The sequence below is a fragment of the Alcanivorax sp. 24 genome (assembly GCF_004360225.1).
GTDB lineage: Bacteria > Pseudomonadota > Gammaproteobacteria > Pseudomonadales > Alcanivoracaceae > Alloalcanivorax > Alloalcanivorax xiamenensis.
Window position 1 is genome coordinate 18,941 of the sequence record NZ_SNUA01000016.1, and the last position, 19,892, is coordinate 38,832.

At 63.6% G+C, this 19,892-nt stretch carries 16 protein-coding genes; 11 read left to right on the forward strand and 5 right to left on the reverse strand.

Annotated elements, in window-relative coordinates; genetic code table 11:
* The first annotated feature begins 117 nt into the window (after nucleotides 1-117).
* On the forward strand, nucleotides 118-630 hold the full coding sequence (locus E0L37_RS17870) for a DUF2505 domain-containing protein (RefSeq protein ID WP_133493031.1): 513 nt from the start codon (nucleotides 118-120) through the stop codon (nucleotides 628-630).
* Between the two features lie 216 nt (nucleotides 631-846).
* On the opposite strand, the gene E0L37_RS17875 is transcribed toward E0L37_RS17870, so the two are convergent.
* The 4 genes from E0L37_RS17875 to E0L37_RS17890 form a co-directional block, all read right to left on the reverse strand.
* A complete protein-coding gene (locus E0L37_RS17875) occupies nucleotides 847-1,635 on the reverse strand; it encodes an SDR family oxidoreductase (RefSeq protein ID WP_133493032.1) in 789 nt (262 codons plus the stop codon).
* A 27-nt stretch (nucleotides 1,636-1,662) separates the two neighbouring features.
* Nucleotides 1,663-2,958 carry a dicarboxylate/amino acid:cation symporter gene (locus E0L37_RS17880; protein WP_022995988.1) on the reverse strand — a complete coding sequence of 432 codons (1,296 nt, stop codon included), beginning with the start codon at nucleotides 2,956-2,958 and terminating at the stop codon, nucleotides 1,663-1,665.
* A 77-nt stretch (nucleotides 2,959-3,035) separates the two neighbouring features.
* On the reverse strand, nucleotides 3,036-3,548 hold the full coding sequence (locus E0L37_RS17885; RefSeq protein WP_236564193.1) for an EVE domain-containing protein: 513 nt from the start codon (nucleotides 3,546-3,548) through the stop codon (nucleotides 3,036-3,038).
* 35 nt (nucleotides 3,549-3,583) lie between these two features.
* Nucleotides 3,584-3,997, reverse strand: a complete 414-nt coding sequence (locus tag E0L37_RS17890) for a hypothetical protein (protein WP_133493033.1) — start codon at nucleotides 3,995-3,997, stop codon at nucleotides 3,584-3,586.
* Between the two features lie 591 nt (nucleotides 3,998-4,588).
* Between E0L37_RS17890 and prmB the strand changes: the two genes are divergently transcribed.
* Complete coding sequence (gene prmB / locus E0L37_RS17895; protein ID WP_133493034.1) at nucleotides 4,589-5,515, forward strand: 50S ribosomal protein L3 N(5)-glutamine methyltransferase; 927 nt, start codon at nucleotides 4,589-4,591, stop codon at nucleotides 5,513-5,515.
* Between the two features lie 28 nt (nucleotides 5,516-5,543).
* Nucleotides 5,544-6,650, forward strand: a complete 1,107-nt coding sequence (gene aroC, locus E0L37_RS17900) for a chorismate synthase (RefSeq protein WP_133493035.1) — start codon at nucleotides 5,544-5,546, stop codon at nucleotides 6,648-6,650.
* Nucleotides 6,651-7,744: 1,094 nt separating this feature from the next.
* Here the strand turns inward: aroC and E0L37_RS17905 are convergent.
* Nucleotides 7,745-8,611 carry a LysR family transcriptional regulator gene (locus tag E0L37_RS17905; RefSeq protein ID WP_133493036.1) on the reverse strand — a complete coding sequence of 289 codons (867 nt, stop codon included), beginning with the start codon at nucleotides 8,609-8,611 and terminating at the stop codon, nucleotides 7,745-7,747.
* 252 nt (nucleotides 8,612-8,863) lie between these two features.
* Here E0L37_RS17905 and leuC point away from each other — a divergent pair, with 252 nt between their 5' ends.
* From leuC to E0L37_RS17945, 8 genes are all read left to right on the forward strand, one after another.
* Nucleotides 8,864-10,276 carry a 3-isopropylmalate dehydratase large subunit gene (leuC, locus tag E0L37_RS17910; protein ID WP_133493037.1) on the forward strand — a complete coding sequence of 471 codons (1,413 nt, stop codon included), beginning with the start codon at nucleotides 8,864-8,866 and terminating at the stop codon, nucleotides 10,274-10,276.
* Between the two features lie 6 nt (nucleotides 10,277-10,282).
* Nucleotides 10,283-10,936 carry a 3-isopropylmalate dehydratase small subunit gene (gene leuD, locus E0L37_RS17915; RefSeq protein ID WP_133493038.1) on the forward strand — a complete coding sequence of 218 codons (654 nt, stop codon included), beginning with the start codon at nucleotides 10,283-10,285 and terminating at the stop codon, nucleotides 10,934-10,936.
* 37 nt (nucleotides 10,937-10,973) lie between these two features.
* Nucleotides 10,974-12,050, forward strand: coding sequence for a 3-isopropylmalate dehydrogenase (gene leuB, locus E0L37_RS17920; protein WP_133493039.1), 1,077 nt, complete (start codon nucleotides 10,974-10,976; stop codon nucleotides 12,048-12,050).
* 56 nt (nucleotides 12,051-12,106) lie between these two features.
* Nucleotides 12,107-13,219: an aspartate-semialdehyde dehydrogenase gene (asd, locus tag E0L37_RS17925; RefSeq protein ID WP_133493040.1), complete on the forward strand. Its 1,113-nt coding sequence runs from the start codon at nucleotides 12,107-12,109 to the stop codon at nucleotides 13,217-13,219.
* A 195-nt stretch (nucleotides 13,220-13,414) separates the two neighbouring features.
* Complete coding sequence (locus E0L37_RS17930) at nucleotides 13,415-14,428, forward strand: aspartate-semialdehyde dehydrogenase (RefSeq protein WP_133493041.1); 1,014 nt, start codon at nucleotides 13,415-13,417, stop codon at nucleotides 14,426-14,428.
* Nucleotides 14,429-14,966: 538 nt separating this feature from the next.
* Nucleotides 14,967-17,960 (forward strand): FimV/HubP family polar landmark protein, encoded by a 2,994-nt coding sequence (locus E0L37_RS17935; RefSeq protein ID WP_133493042.1) that lies wholly within the window; start codon nucleotides 14,967-14,969, stop codon nucleotides 17,958-17,960.
* Nucleotides 17,961-18,141: 181 nt separating this feature from the next.
* Nucleotides 18,142-18,948, forward strand: a complete 807-nt coding sequence (truA, locus tag E0L37_RS17940; protein ID WP_133493043.1) for a tRNA pseudouridine(38-40) synthase TruA — start codon at nucleotides 18,142-18,144, stop codon at nucleotides 18,946-18,948.
* 257 nt (nucleotides 18,949-19,205) lie between these two features.
* Entirely contained in the window at nucleotides 19,206-19,850 is a 645-nt protein-coding gene (locus E0L37_RS17945; RefSeq protein WP_133493044.1) for a phosphoribosylanthranilate isomerase, read from the forward strand.
* The last annotated feature ends 42 nt before the right edge of the window (nucleotides 19,851-19,892 follow it).

Sequence of the window (19,892 nt, forward strand, 5' to 3'; positions counted from 1 at the left end):
GCCCGATCCTGTTCACAACGGGTATTCCAGTGTACCGTCCCCGCCGTTTCTGGCCCATCATAGAGTTCTTTGAACACAGGCTTTCTGGCCAATACGAAAAAACGTTCGGGAGATAACATGGAAATGACGGTGGAGCGCCGCTATCCGGTGGATGTGGAAACGTTGTATGCAATTCTCACCAGTAAGGCGTTTTTTGAGCAGCGTTACGCCTGGGGCAAGGTAGAGAACTATCGTTTTGATGCGTTTGAACAGACTGGTGACGGGGTGCTGATCCGCATCGTTCAGCCGATCGCCATCCGTGCCGATAAAATTCCCGGTTTCGCCCGCCGCTTTCTGCCCACCCAGGCCGATCTGACCACGGAGTTCCGTTGGCACCCCGCGCCGGAAGGCGGCTACCGCGCGGAATACCGCTTCGCCCTCGGCAATGTGCCGGTGAAAGTCAGCGGCACCATGACGCTGTTACCCGGCAGCGACGGCAGCGGCGAAGCCCGTCAGATCACTCAGGTGGCGGTGCGCTCCTCGGTGCCCTTGGTGGGCGGCAAGTTGGAGAAACTGATCGGCCAGCGTTTCGACCAGGCGCTGGAAGGGGACTATCGGCACACGCTGCGGTATATAAAAGAAAAGCAGTGAAGAGTTAATAGGGAACAGGGAAGAGTTAACAGTGAATAGTTAATAGTGAAAAGAAAGCGGCGTTGCGATGACGCAAAGGCCGTTTGCCGATCCGCAATAGTCCGCTTTTTTGTTTTTCCAATCAAAGAGGCCGCTCCCTGTCCCGGACGCGGCCTCTTTGATTTCAGTTACCGCCTTTCGTAGCACGCGCAACTATTCACTGTTCCCTATTCACTGTTAACCGCGTTTTTGCCATTTATGGAAAAAACGCATGGGATTGCGCCGTTTGCGGCGCCAGGCGCGGCGGGCTGTCGCTTGCGGGAAAATGTACAGCGGTCGTTTGGTGGCGGCGGTGAGGATATCCCGTGCCACCGTGTCGACGTCATCATCGGCACGTTGCATGGCCCGCTCCAGGCGGGCGCGGCTGAGTGGGTCAGCGCCGGTCAGCCGCAGGTGCAGGGTGCTGGGAAAGACGTCCGGGCAGGCCACGCTGACGGCGACATCGTAGTCGGTCAGTTCCGCTGCCAGCGCCTCGCTGAGGCTGATCACAGCGCCGCTGGCGGCGGCGTAGCTGCTCATGCCAGGTTGGCCGGTGATGCCGGCCAGTGCCGAGATATTGATCAGATGGCCGCTGTTCTGCCGTTTCATCATCGCCAGTGCTGCCCGGCACACATATACGGTCCCCATCACATTGGTTTGCCAGAGCTGCTGCCAACCGTGGTTACCGAGCGCTTCGAACGGGCCCGCATCGGCCACGCCGGCGTTGTTGATCACCACGTCCAGGCGCTCCCAGCGCCGCTGTATCCGTTCCATTGCCTGGCGGACCGCGCGTTCATCACTGACATCGGCATGCAGGAAGAGCACCTCACCGGTACGGCCGCGCAGAGTGTTGGCCAGGGTCTGCCCGGCCAATTCATCACGATCCAGCAGCGCCAGTCGGTAATCATCGGCGGCCACCCGGGCCAGGGCGGCGCCCAGACCGTGGGCGGCACCGGTGATCAGCATCACGGGGCGGTTCTGACTCACGGCCGGCGCTCGTGCCGGAGGTTGGATCTACACTGCATGGCGTTGGCCATCCAGTTGGCGCATGGGGGTTTGTAGCACGTTTTCCTCGCCTTCACTGCGGGCCAGCAGGACGGCGCCGACGCTGTCGCCCCACACATTCACCGCGGTGCGGCACATGTCGAGAATACGGTCGGTGACCAGAATCAAACCAATCGCCTCCGCCGGCAGGCCGATGATGCCAAGGATCACGGTGATCGCCACCAGGCTGGCGGCGGGGATGCTGGCGACGCCAATGGACGTGATCAGAGCGGTGAAGACAATGGCGAACTGCATGCCGAAGGAGAGATCCAGACCATAGGCCTGGGCGATGAAAATGGCGGCGGCGCATTCGTACAGCGCGGTGCCGTCCATGTTCACGGTGGCGCCCAGCGGCAGCACGAAACTGGCGGTGCGCTTGGAGACGCCGGAGCGTTTCTGCACGCAGTCCATGGTCAATGGCAAGGTGGCGGCGGAACTGGCCGAGGAGAATGCGGTCATCAGTGCCGGTGACATGGCCTGGAAATGGCGCCAGGGTGAGCGTTGCGCCAGCACCCGGATCAGCAGCGGCATCACCACGAAGGCATGCAGGAACAGGGCGGCGAGCACCGTGAAGAAGAACCACAGCAGCGGTTCCAGAGCGTCCAGGCCGGTGCGGGTGACGGTGGCGGCGATCAGACCGAACACGCCCAGCGGGGCGAAACGGATGATCAGCATGGTGATGCTGACCATCACTTCGTAGAACCCCTCGACCATGTTGCGCAGGGTGTCGCCCGGTGCGCCGGCCAGCGTCCGCAGGAAAAAGCCGAACAGCAGCGAGAACACGATCAGTCCCAGCATCTGGCCATCGGCGGCCGCCTGGACCAGATTGGGCGGTAACATTTGCAGCAGAATCTGAGTGAACTCGCCGGCGCCCCGGCCTTCGATTTTCTGCAGCACGTCCTGGGTGTTGGCGGCGAAGCCCAGCAGATCCCGGGCTGGCTCGCCGTCGATGATGCCTGGCGTGGTGATATTCACCAGCAACAAACCGATTAGAATGGCGATCAGGCTGGTGCTCATATAGAACAGCACTGTCTTGGCGCCCAGCCGGCCGAGGTTCTTGCCCTGGCCGACGTTGACCAGACCGCTGATGATGGCGGTGGTGATCAAGGGGACCACCAGCATCTTCAAGGCATTGATGAACAAAGTGCCGATCAGGTCATAGGCTTCGATAACGGCGATGCCCAGAATCCGGGTATCTTCACTGGTCACCCAGCCCGCCAGCCCGCCCAGAATCATGGCGAGAAAAATCTGGTGATGCAGTTTCATGGAGTGCCCCACTGCGTTGTTATTCTTACCCAGCATACCGGAGGAAACGATGGTGAGTGAAACCGCCTCTCGCCGGGTCAGGCCGCGCCGGAGGCGGATCGCGGCTCATCGATTCCGCACAGCGCCAGAATCTGCTGGTACTGACGATCCGTTATCTGCTGGATCGACAGCCGTGGGCGGGTCACCAGCTCCATGTCGGCGAACTCCGCGTGATCCCGGATGGTCGCCAGGGAGAGCGGTTCGGGAAAGTGGCGATGGTAACGCACGTCCACCTGATACCAGCGAGGCTCACCGGCGTGGCCGGCGGTGAACTGGGTGGGATCCGGATAGGCGTTGGACACCACTTCCGCCTCGCCAACGATGGCCGGCACCTTGCAACTGGAATGGTAGATCAGAACGCGATCACCGTTGCTTACCTCATCGCGCAACCGGTTGCGCGCCTGGTAGTTGCGCACGCCATCCCAGCCGGAGGTACCGTCAGGGGCGGCTCGCAAGTCGTTCAGACTAAAGGTGTCGGGTTCGGTTTTGAATAACCAGATGCGCATGGCTTCCTCATCAGTGTCCGCGAAGAAAAGGGCAGGCATGATCATTATGGACCACCGCCACGCCTTGCCCTTTTTCTTTACTACCTGCCTTTGGCACCAGCGGCAAGGGGGCGGTCCGTTTCGTCGGGAGGAAGCTCGTTGAGCAGACGGGTTCTGGCCTGCTCGAACGATAACGCCGTGGTGACGGTAAAAGCCGGCTTATTGAGTGTCAGCATCATGTGCGCGAAGGTCCGATTGAGCGCGCCTTCCAGCACGATGACCTTGTGCGCGGTGATCCGCGCGAACTCGTGGCCGCAGGCAAAGCGCGCGGCACGCATGTCGAGACTGCCGATGTTGCCTTGGTAGATGACTCGCTGGGGCTGGTCGCCATGCGCATGAAACAGCGCCAGTCGCTGACGGTAGATACGCCACTGCACCGCCGGGTCCACATCGAGGCCGTCGGGTAGCTCGACCAGAGTCAGGGGGCCGTCCTGGCGGACGGTAAGGGAGGGCATGGGATTATTGCATCCTGCTTATTTTGGTTAACCTGATGAGAGTGGCGTAGATGGGCGCGGAAAATCAATCCGGTGAAAGTGCTATTAGGGGCCAGACGCCGGACGCTAAAGTCAAAACCCGGGGCCGTACTACGGGCACGGGTCTGTAACGGAAGGGGCTACCAACCGCTGTATTCGCCAGCAAGCGGGTCTCCCACGGAGCATGCCACGAAGCCGCTGTGGGAAGCGGCCTTGGCCGCGAATGCCCTGGGCCGTTGGCGATTCGCTTGCAAGCAAGCTTCCCACGGCGGCTTCGTAGCCCCTTCCGATTACAGACCCGTGCCCGTAATTGAAGCGCCGCGGCCCGCTAAACCGCGATGAACCATAAAAAAGCGTTTTTCGTGCTTGCCAGGGCGTTGTGTCTGGTTTTGCATTATCGGCGTCCGGCGTCCGGCGTCCGGCGTCCGGCGTCCGGCGTCCGGCGTCCGGCGTCCGGCGTCCGGCGTCCGGCGTCCGGCGTCCGGCGTCCGGCGTCCGGCGTCCGGCGTCCGTGATCCTCCATCCCGCGCCGTTCTATGCTAATCTTGCGCGCCCATTGGTGGAGGTCCACAGGTGATCGACGAGATTCAGCAACAACAGGCCCTGGCCTCTCTGCGCACCCCCCGGGATTGCCTGCGCTGGGGCGAGAGCTGCCTGCGTCGCGGCAAGGTGTTTCTGGGCCACGGTACCGACGACCATGGTGACGAGGCGCTGGCGCTGCTGCTGCACGTGCTGGCCTTGCCCCATGACACCGACCCCCGCATGCTCGATGCCCGTTTGCTGCCCCATGAAGTGGAAGCGTTCGTGACGTTGATGACACGCCGCGTCAACGAACGGGTGCCGACGCCGTATCTGACCGGCCAGGCCTGGTTTTGCGGTTTGCCGTTCCAGGTGGATGAGCGGGTGCTGATCCCCCGTTCGCCGATCGCCGAACTGATCGAGGCCGGTTTCCAGCCGTGGCTTGATCCGGAACAACCATTGCGTGCACTGGATTTGTGCACCGGGGGGGGATGCATCGCCATCGCCATGGCCATGGCCATGGAACACGCTGAGGTGGACGCCAGTGATATTTCCGCCGACGCCCTGGCGGTGTGCCAGGCCAATATCGATCACTACGGCCTCGGGGACCGGGTGCGGGCGGTGCTCTCCGATGGCTTTGACGGCCTGCGGGGGCGCTACGACCTGATCGTGTCCAACCCGCCCTATGTGGACGCCGCCGATCTCGCCGCCATGCCAGAGGAATTCCATCATGAGCCGGAGTTGGCGCTGGGCTCCGGTGTCGATGGTCTGGATTTCACCCGCCGCATCCTGGCCCGGGCCGCCGACTATCTGAACGACGACGGCGTGCTGATCGTGGAAGTGGGCAACAGCGACCAGCACGTGATGGCGACCTGGCCGGAGGTGCCGTTCCTGTGGCTGGCGTTCGAGCGCGGCGGCCATGGCGTTTTTCTGCTGACACGGCAACAATTGATCGACCATCGTGAGCATTTCGCCGGCTGACCGGCACCCCCCTGATCTAGGAGCACGAATGTCTGGGAACAGTTTTGGTGAACGGTTTCGGGTGACCACCTTCGGTGAGAGTCACGGCCCGGCGCTCGGGGCCATCGTCGACGGCTGCCCGCCGGGATTGGCGTTGAGCGAGGAGGACCTGCAGGGGGAGCTGGATCGGCGCAAACCCGGCACCAGCCGTTACACCACCCAGCGACGCGAACCGGATCAGGTGCGCATTCTTTCCGGCGTGTTCGAAGGCAAGACCACCGGCACGCCCATTGGATTGCTGATCGAGAACACCGATCAGAAATCCAAGGACTACAGCGAGATCGCCAATACCTTCCGTCCCGGTCACGCCGACTACACCTACACCCAGAAGTACGGCTTCCGTGATTACCGCGGCGGCGGCCGCTCCTCCGCCCGGGAAACCGCCATGCGCGTGGCCGCCGGCGCCATCGCCCGCAAGTTTCTGTCGGAGCGGCTCGGAGTGCGGATTTACGGTGGGGTCGAGCAGATCGGCGATATCCGCGCCGAACAGTTTGACTGGAGCACGGTCAACGACAACCCGTTCTTTTTTCCGGACGCCGCCAAAGTCCCTGAACTGGAAGCGCTGATCAACGCTTTGCGCAAGGACGGCTCTTCCATTGGTGCCCGGGTCACGGTGTTCGCCGACAGGGTGCCGCCAGGCTGGGGCGAGCCGGTATTCGACCGCCTCGACGCCGATCTGGCCAAGGCGATGATGTCGATCAACGCGGTCAAAGCAGTGGAAGTGGGAGACGGCTTCGAGGTGGTCAACCAACGCGGTGAACAGCACCGCGACGAGATCACCCCGCAAGGCTTCGTCAGCAACCATGCCGGCGGCGTGCTCGGCGGTATCAGCTCCGGTCAGCGCCTGCGCGCCAGCATCGCGCTCAAACCCACCTCCAGCATCCTGATCCCGGGCCGCAGCCTGACCCTGGACGGCCAACCCACCGAAGTGGTCACCAAAGGCCGCCACGACCCCTGCGTCGGCGTGCGCGCCACCCCCATCGCCGAAGCCATGATGGCGCTGGTGCTGATGGACCACTACCTGCGCCACCGGGCGCAGAATGGTGACGTGGTGCCGCCCTTGTCGCCGGTGCCAGGCGACAAGGGCAGTGAATAGTGAACAGGGAATAGTTAACAGTGAAAATCAAAAGCGCTGGTCTTTAGCCCCTGTGGGAAGCTTGCTCGCAAGCGAATGAGCCAACGGCGGTGAACACAATTCGCTGCCCCGGCAGCTTCCCACAGAGCCGGGCCACGAGGCGGCTGTGGGAAGCTTGCTCGCAAGCGAATTCAGCAACGGCGGTGAAGACAATTCGCTGCCCAGGCAACTTCCCACAGAGCCGGGCCACGAGGCGGCTGTGGGAAGCTTGCTCGCAAGCGAATTCAGCAACGGCGGTGAAGACAATTCGCTGCCCAGGCAACTTCCCACAGAGAAGGGCCACGAAGCGGCTGTGGGAAGCTTGCTCGCAAGCGAATGAGCCAACGGCGGGGAAGACAATTCGCTGCCCAGGCAGCTTCCCACAGAGAAGGGTCACGAAGCCCCTGTGGGAAGCTTGCTCGCAAGCGAATGAGCCAACGGCGGTGAACACAATTCGCTGCCCAGGCAACTTCCCACGGAGCCGGGCCACGAAGCCGTTGTGGGAAGCTTGCTTGCAATCGAATGAGCCAACGGCGGTGAAGACAATTCGCTGCCCAGGCAGCTTCCCACGGAGCCGGGCCACGAAGCCGCTGTGGGAAGCTTGCTCGCAAGCGAATGAGCCAACGGCGGTGAAGGCAATTCGCTGCCCAGGCAGCTTCCCACGGAGCCGGGCCACGAAGCCGCTGTGGGAAGCTTGCTCGCAAGCGAATGAGCCAACGGCGGTGAACACAATTCGCTGCCCAGGCAGCTTCCCACAGAGCCGGGCCACGAAGCCCCTGTGGGAAGCTTGCTCGCAAGCGAATTCAGCAACGGCGGTGAACACAATTCGCTGCCCAGGCCGCTTCCCACGGAGCCGGGCCACGAAGCCGCTGTGGGAAGCTTGCTTGCAAGCGAATGAGCCAACGGCGGTGAACACAATTCGCTGCCCAGGCAGCTTCCCACAGAGAAGGGCCACGAAGCCGTTGTGGGAAGCTTGCTCGCAAGCGAATATCCCAATGCTGGAGACGCATTCGCCAGCAGGCTGGCTCTCACAGCAAAGACACGAACTGTTTTTGACTTTCGCTATTCACTCTTAACTATTCACTATTAATTGCCTCCAGGAAGGCCCGGGCCGCGTTAGAGCGGCTCCGCCCGGGGTGGGTGACCACGCCCAGCTTGCGTTCCGGCAGGGGAGTGTCCACCGCCAGTTCGATCACGCTCTGGTCCAGCATGGTGGCCGGCAGCACGCTCCAGCCCAGGCCGATGGAGACCATCATATGGATGGTCTCCAGATAATTGGTGGACATGGAGATGTTCAGCGCCAGGCTGTGTTCCTGGAACAGCCGCTCAACGATGCGGCGGGTGAAGGTCACTGGAGAGGGCAGGATGGCGCTGAAGCGGGTCAGGGTTTCCAGGGTGAGATCCGCTTGCCGGGCCAGCGGGTGTTCCGGCGCGCACATGAACACCAGCGGGTCGTCCCAGATCACCTGGCTGTGCAGGCGGGTATCCGGCTGCGGCGGCAGGGTCACCACCCCCATCTCCAGATCCCCGTGCAGCACCGCCTCCCAGGCTTCCTCGGAATCGATGAAATGGATGTCCAGGCGCACCTGTGGGTACTCCCGGGAGAAACGCCGCAGCACCGGTGGCAGGCGATGCAGGCCGATATGGTGGCTGGTGCCGATGCGCAGGGTGCCGCTGACTTCGCCGGTGAGGTTGTTGATGGCGCGACCCATGTCCTCCAGTTCCTGAAGCACTTTCCGCGCCCGGGGTAACAGCGCCTCGCCGGCTTCGGTGAGGCGGATACGCCGTCCGACCCGGTCGAACAGGCGCGCCCCCAATTGCTGTTCCAGCACCGCGATGCGTTTGCTCACCGCCGGCTGGGTCAGGAACAGCCGCTCCGCCGCGCCGGAAAAGGAGCCGCTCTCGGCCACGGCCATGAAGGCTTGCAAGGATTGGGTATCCATAAGGTCTCGCTTGCACGCAACACGCTGACACGCAACACGCAAAAATAGGAGGGTAGCGTGCAGGCGTGTTGCGTGTCAGCGTGCCAGCGCTTCCCTTGCCAGGCCGGAAGCCCTTTGCTTTCCGGATCTCTGCAATACTCTCAAATAACCCCTGGGAATCCAAACCATAAAAAAGATGAATTGGATTTATCTTATGCCCCCGCGTAGGGTGTGGTCATTAATAGCCCCCCCAAGGCTCCAGGAGAAGCATCAATGGCAGGCAAGACCCTCTACGACAAGTTGTGGGACGCCCATCTCGTCGCCCAGCGGGAAGACGGATCGGCGTTGATCTACATCGATCGTCACATCATTCACGAAGTGACCTCGCCGCAGGCCTTTGAAGGGCTGCGTCTGGCCGGGCGGCAGCCCTGGCGGACCGGCGCGGCGGTGGCGACCATCGACCACAATGTGCCGACCACGCCGTTCAAGAGCGCCGCCGATATCACCGACGAGACCTCGCGCATTCAGGTGCAGACGCTGCAGGACAACACCCGCGAGTTCGGTATCACCGAGTTCGGTATCGGTGACGTGCGTCAGGGCATCGTGCACGTGATGGCGCCGGAGCAGGGCGCGGTGGTGCCGGGCATGACCGTGGTGTGTGGCGATTCCCACACCTCCACCAATGGCGCGCTGGCCTGTCTGGCTCACGGTATTGGCACCAGTGAGGTGGAGCATGTGCTCGCCACCCAGACCCTGGTGGCCAAAAAGATGAAAAACATGCAGGTGAAGGTGGAGGGCGACCTTGGCCCAGGCGTTACCGCCAAGGATGTGGTGCTGCACATCATCGGTGTGATCGGCACCGCCGGCGGTACCGGCCATGCCATCGAATTCGCCGGCAGCGCGATCCGCTCGCTGAGCATGGAAGGCCGCATGACGGTCTGCAACATGGCCATCGAGGCTGGCGCCCGCGCCGGCATGGTGGCGGTGGACGACACCACCGTGGATTACGTCAAGGGCCGTCCCATGGCGCCCAGCGGCGAGCAATGGGCGCAGGCGGAAGCCTACTGGCGCACCCTGGTGTCCGATGACGACGCCCGATTCGATACCGTGGTGGAGATCGACGCCGCCGACATCCGTCCGCAGGTGTCCTGGGGCACCAGCCCGGAGATGGTGGTGGCGGTGGACGCCAACCTGCCGGACCCGCAGGCGGAAAGCGATGAAGTGAAACGCTCCGGTATGTTGCGCGCCTACGAGTACATGGGCCTCAAGCCGGGCATCAAGGTCGGCGACATTCCGGTGGACCGGGTGTTCATCGGTTCCTGCACCAATTCGCGAATCGAGGATTTGCGCGCCGCCGCCGATGTGGCCAGGGGCCGCAAGAAAGCGGATTCGGTGAAGCAGGTGCTGGTGGTGCCCGGGTCCGGTCTGGTGAAGAAGCAGGCGGAACAGGAAGGCCTCGACAAGATCTTCATCGAAGCCGGTTTTGAATGGCGCGAGCCCGGTTGCTCCATGTGTCTGGCGATGAACCCGGACCGTCTGCAACCCGGTGAGCACTGCGCCTCCACTTCCAACCGGAATTTCGAGGGCCGGCAGGGCAACGGCGGCCGCACCCATCTGGTGAGCCCGGCCATGGCCGCTGCCGCCGCGGTGGCCGGTCATTTCGTCGACGTGCGGGGATTGGGGTAAGCGATCATGGAAAAATTCGTCAAGCATGAAGGATTGGTGGCGCCGTTGGATCGCGCCAACGTGGACACCGACCAGATCATTCCGAAGCAGTTTCTCAAGTCGATCAAGCGTACCGGTTTCGGGCCGAACCTGTTCGATGAGTGGCGTTATCTGGACGAGGGCTACCCGGGCCAGGACAACGACGCGCGGCCGGAGAACCCGGATTTCGTGTTGAATCGGCCGGAATATCAGGGCGCCACCGTGCTGCTGGCGCGCCGCAACTTTGGTTGTGGCTCCAGCCGTGAGCACGCGCCCTGGGCGTTGATGGACTTCGGTTTCCGTGCGGTGATCGCGCCGAGCTTCGCCGATATCTTCTACAACAACTGTTTCAAGAACGGCCTGCTGCCCATCGTGCTCTCCGAGGAGCAGATGGAAGAGTTGTTCCAGGCCGAGGCGGCCAATCCCGGCCTGCGTCTGACCGTGGACCTGGAAGCCCAGCAGGTGCGCACGCCGGACGGCAAGGCCTACGCTTTCGACATCGATGAATTCCGCAAGCACTGCCTGCTCAACGGCCTCGACGAGATCGGCCTGACCCTGCAGGAAGCGGACACCATCCGTGCCTACGAGGAACGCCGCCGGGCCCGCGAGCCCTGGGTGTTCGCCGAGCACGCCAGCCACTGATCAGGACAACCCACGGACAACACCACGGAAGCGAACCATGAGCCACATTCTGATTCTGCCGGGTGACGGCATCGGCCCGGAAATCGTTCAGGAAGCGGTGCGCGTGCTGCGCGCCGCCGAGCAGCGTTTCGGCCTCGACATCAGCCTGGACGAAGCCCCGGTGGGCGGCGCCGCCTATGACCTGCACGGCGACCCGCTGCCGGAGTCGACGCTGGATAAGGCGCGCGCCGCCGACGCCATTCTGTTCGGCTCCATCGGCGGTCCCAAATGGGACACCATTGAGCGTGACAAGCGCCCCGAGCGCGGGCTGCTGCGGCTGCGTTCCTCCCTGGGCCTGTTCGCCAATCTGCGCCCGGCGATTCTGTTCCCGCAACTGGCGGACGCTTCCTCGCTGAAGCCGGAAGTGGTGTCGGGCCTGGATATCCTCATCGTCCGCGAACTGACCGGTGGCATCTATTTCGGTCAGCCGCGTGGGATCCGTGAAGAAAACGGTGAGCGTGTCGGCTTCAACACCGACGTCTATTCCGAATCGGAAATGCGCCGTATCGCCAAGGTGGCGTTCGAACTGGCCGGCCAGCGCAACAACAAAGTGTGCTCGGTGGACAAGGCCAACGTGCTGGAAGTGACCGAGCTGTGGAAAGAGGTGGTCACCGACGCCGCCAGGGATTACCCGAATATCGAACTGTCCCATATGTACGTGGACAACGCCGCCATGCAACTGGTGCGCGCGCCGAAACAGTTCGACGTGATCGTCACCGGCAACCTGTTCGGTGACATCCTCTCCGATGAAGCCGCCATGCTCACCGGCTCCATCGGCATGCTGCCCTCCGCGTCCCTGGACGAAAACCGCAAGGGCCTGTACGAACCCTGCCACGGCTCGGCACCGGATATCGCCGGCCAGGGCATCGCCAACCCGCTGGCCACCATCATGTCGCTGGCCATGTTGATGCGCTACAGTCTGGAGCGTGGCGACGTGGCGGATGCGATCCAGACCGCGGTGGAGCAGGTTCTCGACCAGGGGCTGCGTACCGCGGATATTTACACCGAGGGCACGCGCAAAGTGAGCACCGAGGAAATGGGCGCCGCCGTGGCCGAAGCACTGGCTCGCGGTTGATCGGCGCCTGAACCCATTGATTAAGAAGGGGCAATCCCTTCGGGAGACAAGTCTCAATGAAGAAAGTCGGTTTTATCGGCTGGCGTGGCATGGTCGGTTCCGTATTGATGGACCGCATGCGTGAGGAAAACGATTTCCAGGACATCGAACCGGTGTTCTTCTCCACCTCCCAGGTCGGCCAGGCCGGCCCGGACGTGGGCAAGGAAATTCCGGCGCTGGGCGACGCCAAAAGCGTCGATGAGCTGAAAAAACTGGACGTCATCGTCACCTGCCAGGGCGGCGACTACACCAATGAGGTGTATCCGAAACTGCGTGAAGCCGGCTGGCGGGGCTACTGGATCGACGCCGCCTCCGCGCTGCGCATGCAGGACAACAGCGTCATCGTGCTGGACCCGGTGAACCGCAAGGTGATCGACCAGGCGTTGGACAGCGGCGTCAAGGACTACGTTGGCGGCAACTGCACCGTGAGTCTGATGCTGATGGCCCTGGGTGGCCTGTTCAATGCCGATCTGGTGGAGTGGGCCAGCGCCCAGACCTACCAGGCGGCCTCCGGCGCCGGCGCCCAGAATATGCGCGAACTGATCGCGCAGATGGGCACCATCCACGGTGCCGTGGCGGACAAACTGGCCGACCCGGCCAGCGCCATTCTCGACATCGATCGTCAGGTGGCGGACACCATGCGTTCCAGCGATCTGCCGCAACAGCACTTCGGTGCGCCGCTGGCCGGCTCGCTGCTGCCGTGGATCGACAAGGAAATGGAAAACGGCCAGAGCAAGGAAGAATGGAAAGCCCAGGCCGAGACCAACAAAATCCTCGGTCGCGGCGAGCAGCCGATTCCGCTGGACGGCACCTGCGTGCGTATCGGCGCCATGCGCTGCCACGCTCAGGCACTGACCGTGAAACTGAAAAAGGACGTGCCGCTGGACGAAGTCCTCGAGCTGATCCGCAACGCCAACGACTGGGTGAAAGTGGTGCCCAACGAGAAGGACGCGACGCTGCGTGATCTGACGCCAACGGCGGTGACCGGCACCCTGACCATTCCGGTGGGGCGCCTGCGCAAGCTGAACATGGGCGGCGAATACCTCAACGCTTTCACCGTCGGTGATCAGTTGCTGTGGGGCGCCGCCGAGCCGCTGCGTCGCATGCTGCGGATTTTGTTGGAAAGATAAAGATCGCTGGCACGCAACACGCAAAAAGACACGCTCTAACAAGGGCACGTGGCTGCCCGGCGTTGCCGAGCAGAACGGTGTTTCCGAACCCGTTCTCGCCGCAAGTATGGCGTGCCGGCGTGCAAGCGTGTTGCGTGTTGCGTGTAAGCACCATCCCACGATGGTGGAACAGCGGTCGCCTTGGAGGAAAACTCAATGTCGATGGAACCCGGATTGGCGGTGGTTGGTGCCACCGGCCTGGTGGGCGATGCCCTGCTGGAACAACTGGCGGAGCGTAAGGTGCCCTATGGGGAACTGTTTCTGCTGGCCTCGGAAGAGAGCGAAGGCAAGTCCTTGCGGGTGGGTGGCCGTTTGCTGACGGTGCAGCGGTTGGAGGGCTTCGACTTTTCCCGCGTGGCGTTGGTGGTGTTCGCCGCCGGTGCCGCGGTCTCCCAGGAATGGGTGCCGCGCGCGGTGGATGCCGGCGCCATGGTCCTGGACCTGTCACCGGCGTTTCGCTACGAGCCGGACGTGCCGTTGCTGGTGGCCGGAGTCAACGACGAGCAGATTCCCGCCGCCCGCGAGCGCAATCTGGCCGCCGCCGCCGACGCCGCCACCGTGCAACTGATGCTGGCCTTGAAGCCGCTGATGGCGATCTCCGAATTGCAGCGGGTCACCGTGACCCAGTTGCAGGCCGCCTCTTCCTCGGGGCGCAATGGCGTGGAACGTCTGGCCCGCCAGAGCGCCCGTTTGCTCAATGGCATGGATGCCAGCGAAGGCGCGGAACCGCAATACGCCTTCAACCTCGTGCCCACCGTCGGGCGCCTGCAGGACAACGGCTATACCAGCGAGGAATTGAAACTGATGCTGGAAGCCCGGCGGGTGCTTGGGCGCCCGGACCTGGCCGTGGATGTGAGTTGTGTGCAGGTGCCTGTATTCCACGGCCTTTCCCAAGTGGTGGTGGTGCGCGGCGGCCTGCCCATCGGTCTGGCTCAGGCACAGGCCTGCTGGGATGAGGCGCCAGGTCTGGCCCAGGATGAAGGTGGGGAGGGCGACGGCGCGTCGCCGGTACGGCAGGTGAAGGAGGAGCCGCTGGTGCGCCTGGCCCGCGCCCGGGAAGATGTGGACGGGCAGGGCGAACTGAGCTTCTGGACCGTGGCCGATAACATCAAGGCCGGTGCCGCCCGTAACGCTGCCCTGCTGGTGGAGCAACTGCTCGCCGGCGGGTGAGCCCGCTTGCACGCAACACGCTCGCACGCTGGCACGCCATTCGCTGCCAAGGCCGCTTCCCACCGCGACTCTGTAATCCCCTGTGGGAAGCGAGCTTGCTCGCGAATCGGGCCAGGCACCGAATCCGCGAAAATGGATCAGACGCCAGCGCCCCGCCAACCGCGTGCCCGCAATTCACGGGCAAAGGAAGTGCTTACCCCCTCGACAACCCCCATCCCACCAGAATAAAGTCGTACCTCCCGGGCCGCCCTGATGGCTCGGGATGGGGGCGTCTCAATTCATGGTTGGGAGCGCATTTTTTTGAAAAAACCATGGAAAATGCGTACTTACTAACAATATGTGACGCAGTTTCTAGGTTTGTCCCCCGCCGTCGGGCACAATCGAATACGGACTTTTCGACCAGAGCGTCTCAGAATAAGGTTTGTTTTCTCTGGATTGATCCAGACCTTATTCCGAGGCTCGCGGAAGGAAATCCGCAGCGTGCCTGCCGCGGCTCAGAGGGCGGGGAATACAGAATAAGTAACTGGGGTTCAACCACATGCTCCGAAAATTTGGCATAGGGTTTGTCGCACTGGCGGCGATGACGCCGGGACTTGCGGCTGCTCTGGGGGTGGGGGAATACGAGCTTAACTCCTATCTGAACCAGCCGCTGGAGATGGATGTCGTCCTGCACGAAACCGGGCGGCTGTCGACAGAAGAAATCGTGGTCAATCTGGCCCCGCAGGCGGAATTCGACTCCGCCGGGGTGGAGCGCGGCTACTTCCTTAATGATCTGACCTTCGAGGTGATCTTCACCGGCAAGGGCGACGGGGTGCTGCATATCCGTTCCCGCCAGCCGGTGCGTGAACCCTATCTCAATTTCCTGGTGGAAATTCTCTGGCCCACCGGCCGGCTGGTGCGCGAATACACCGTATTGCTGGATCCGCCCAGCTACGACGCCGGCGGCGAGACGGTCAGTGCCGCCCGGGTTGAGCCGGCGCCGGTGCCGGTCGTGCCGCAAGCGGAGCCGAAGACAAAACCGGCAGCGCCCGCGCCGGCGCACGAACCGCCGGAGCCCGCCGTCAGCGGGGAGGCGACGGACGAGGCAGCACAACAAGAGGAACCGCGAGACCAGCTGGAAACCGCCGCCGAGCCGGAGCAGGACGATTCCGCAACGGTGGCGGAATCCGAAGAAACCGGCCCGGATCAGAGCGCCAGCAACGCGACGCCGGGGCGCGGCACCCTGAACGAAAGCAATGGCCGTTACCGGGTGCGCTCGTCCGATACCCTGTGGCGCATCGCCGCCGAGCACCGTCCCGGCAGCCGTGTTTCCGTTCAACAGATGATGATGGCGATCCAGGAAATGAACCCGGAAGCGTTCATCGACGGCAATATCAATTTGGTGCGGGAAGGCGCGGTGCTGCGGTTGCCGAGCGAGCGTCAGGCCACGGCGATCGCCAGCAGCGAAGCGATGCGGCGAGTCGCTGATCAAACCAGCGAATGGCACCAGCGGCGGGCAGACCGCGGCAATGACGAAGAAACGTTGGCGGCGGCGCAATTGGATGCCACCGAGCAGAGTGACGCGGTGCCGGCGCAACAGCAAGACGACGGCGGTCGGGTCACGTTGGTGGCGCCGGATTCCGCTGACGCCGCCACTGATGGCGATGGCACCGGGACCGGTGATGGCGGTGAAGCGGCCACCGCGGCACTGCAGAACGAACTGGCCATCCGCGATGAGAATCTGGACCGGCTGAGCCGGGAAAACGATGAGCTGCGCAGCCGTATCGATGAACTCGGCGAGCAGTTGGATACCAGTGGTGAAATGCTGCGTTTGCAGAATGAGAAGATCGCCGCGCTCCAGGAGGCGCTGCGGCAACTGCGGGAAGGCGAGGGGGACGGCGCCGTGGACGAGGCCTTGCTGGCTCCCACGGAAATCGGGCCGGAAGTGGCCCCTGAACGGTTGGTGCCGGGAGAGCCGGGGGCCGCGGAAGCGGAGGAGCCGGCGCGGCAACCGGGCAACAGCGGCCCGGAATCCGGCCCGGCGGCGGTCACCGCCTCGCCGCCGGCGGACACCACGCCGACATCCCAGTCCCAACCGGCAAGCGGCGTTGACAGCGCCGCTTCCTCGCGTCCGGCGCCGCCGGCGGCCGAGCCTGCTGCTTCGGCGCCGGCCCCCGCTGGCTGGCTGGACCGGGTGGCGGGTAATCTGCTGTATCTGGGGGCCGGGGTGGCGGTGCTGCTGCTGCTTCTGCTGCTGGCACTACGCCGCCGTCAGGGCGGCAAGGGGGATCCCGAGGAAGACGCTCCGCCGCCGTTGATGCCGCTGGCGGAGGAAGGTGGCAACGAGGACGAAGGGGCCTCAGGGCAGGGGCCGATGGCGGCGCGAGCCGGCGACGCCGATGAGGAAGACGGCGCCGCCACCACCGCCAATCAGGATCCGCTGGAAGAAGTGGAAGTCTACGTGGCTTATGGCCGCTACCCGCAGGCGGCGGATTTCCTGCGCAATGAAATCAATCAGGCGCCGGGTCGCAGCGACCTGAAAGTACGATTGCTGGAAGTACTGAACGAAATGGGCGATCAGGCGGCGTTCCGGCAGCAGGCCGCGCTGTACGCCGGCACCGCGGTGCAGCTGGACCGCGCCATCGAACGGCTGGGTGGTGGCGGGCGGGCCGCCGCGGAGGAATCGGCTCCGGTTTCCCTGGACGATCTGGAGTTGGATCTGGCCGGTGATATCGGCGCGCCGGCGCCGGCGGAACAATATCAGCACGAAGAAGACCCGCTCAATCTGGATGACTTCGAGTTCAACCTGGATGATGACGAGGCCATCCGCGACGGAGCCGATACTGATGGAGAGCCGTTGCTGATTGAGGATGATCCGGAGGAGGCGCTGGCTCTGGATGAGGAACCGTTGACCCATTCCACTCTGACGGTGAGGGACGATACGCCGGTGAAGCCGGACGGCCTGGACCTGGATGATCTGGATTTTGCTTCCGATGCCGACGATGCCGACGATGCCGGCGACGTCGGGGGGCTGGAGCTGGATACGATACCGGAGGAAGCGGTTCGGGAAGAGCCGACGGCGCCGGAGGCGGATTCGCTGGAGTTTCAACTGGATGACCTGGAACTGGAATGGGATGGCGACCAGGCCGTTTCCGCTCCCGAGCCCGTCTCCGAGCCGGTCTCTCTGGCGGAAGCCGCCGACCATGGCCAGGTGGGCGCGGGGGAGCAGGGGGATGACACCTTTGAGTTCTCTCTGGACGGTCTGGACCTGGACGAGGCCGGTGTCGATGACACCCCGGAGGAATCGATCGAACTGACCGAGCCGCCGGCCAGTGAGGGGCAGGAACCGGCCACGCCGGGTGCCGCCGACGAGGACGATGATTTCGACTTCCTGGCGGAAACCGATGAGAATGCCACCAAACTGGACCTGGCCCGCGCCTATATCGAAATGGGTGACATGGAAGGCGCCCGGGATATTCTCAACGAGGTGATCAGCGAGGGCAGTGACAGCCAGCGGGATGATGCGCGCCAATTGCTGGAACGCGTCGAGTAAGGGGGGCCGAGTTCGCTGGCAAGCCAGCTTCCCACAGCGACTCCGTAGTGACACTACTGTGGGAGCTGCCTTGGCAGCGAATCGGCGTATTACGTGTAAGCGAAAACGCTGTTCTGTAAAAAAAGGGGGCGATGCCGTAAGGTATCGCCCCTTCCTTTTGGCGTGAAAAAACAGGCCCATCATGACCCGAATCGCCCTGGCGGTGGAATACGATGGCAGCCGCTTCCATGGGTGGCAGACCCAGGAGGACGGCGTCCGGACGGTACAGTCGCACCTGGAGCAGGCCCTGTCGCGGGTGGCGGACCACCCGGTGACGTTGATCTGCGCCGGCCGCACCGATACCGGCGTGCATGCCACCGGCCAAGTGTGCCATTTTGATTCAAACGCCAATCGCGACATGAAAGCCTGGGTCATGGGCGGCAACCGTTTTTTGCCCGATGACGTGGCGGTTCGCTGGGCGGTGCCGGTGAGCGACGACTTCCACGCCCGTTTCAGTGCCTTCCGGCGCTGCTACCGTTACGTGATTTACAATGCCGGCGCGCCGCCGGCGTTGTTCCGCCGCCAGGTCACCTGGAATCACCGGCCGCTGGATGTACAGCGGATGGCCGAGGCCGCCCGGGCTTTGGTGGGGACCCACGATTTCACCTCTTACCGTTGTGTGCATTGCCAGGCCAAGTCGCCGGTGAAGACGCTGCACCGGCTGGACATTCAGCAGCGCGGCCGGATGATCATCCTGGAAGTGGAGGCCAATGCCTTCCTGATGCATATGGTGCGCAACATCGCCGGCGTGCTGATGGCCATTGGCGCCGGCCATCAACCGGTGGAATGGGCCGCCCAAGTGCTGGCCGCCCGCGACCGCCGCGAAGGGGGCGTCACCGCGCCGCCCTACGGACTGTATCTGGTGGATATCGGTTACCCGGATGAGTTCAAGCTGCCCAGGGAGCCGTTGGGGCCTTTGTGGCTGGAGCGGGTTGAAAGGAATCGCTGACATGCAACGTGCCGATTCGCTGGCAAGCGGAGCGCCGCCCGGCCATCTTCCCACAGCGGCTTCGTAGCCTCCTCTGTGTGCTGTCTTGGCCGCGAAGACAGCGCGAGTGCATGTCCGCGAAGCCGCTGTGGGAAGCGAGCTTGCTCGCGAATGGCGTGCCAGACCCGCGCCGCTTTGCTAATATGGACGGTCCCCGCGGGGCAAGCCGCGCCGCCTTTGGCGCCGTGCTTCGGTCCGCGTTTCCTGATAGGCTTTTGATGAACACACCCCGGGTTAAAATCTGCGGCATTACCCGTCCGGAAGACGCGGTACAGGCCGCCCGTGCCGGCGCCGATGCCATCGGCTTGGTGTTTTATCCATCCAGTCCCCGCTACGTGGATCCGCCGCGTGCCGCGCGCATTCTCGCCGCGCTGCCGCCGTTCGTGACCACGGTGGGCCTGTTCGTCAACGCCGACGCGGGGCTGGTGCGCGAGTACCTGCGTGAGCTGCCCCTGGACATGTTGCAGTTCCACGGTGATGAATCGCCGGCCTACGGTGCCGCCTTTCAGCGTCCCTGGATCAAGGCCCTGCGCATGCGTGACGGCGCCGACCCGGCCAGGGTGGCGCGTGAGTACGCCGCCGCCGGCGCCCGCGGGTTATTGGTGGACAGCTACGTGCCGGGCACGCCCGGCGGTACCGGCGAACGCTTCGATTGGGGCCTGCTGCCCCGGGAGTCGGCGTTGCCGTTGATTCTGGCCGGCGGTTTGACACCGGCCAATGTGGCCGAGGCCGTGCGCCAGGTGCGCCCCTGGGGGGTGGACGTAAGCGGCGGCGTGGAGGTGCGGGCGGTGACCGGTACCACCCTCGGCGGTATCAAGGACCGCCATGCAGTGCGGGCCTTTTTGCGCGCGGCCAGGGCCTGACCCTTGGATCGGGCCCTTCGGGCCCGGCGCGACAATCCTGAC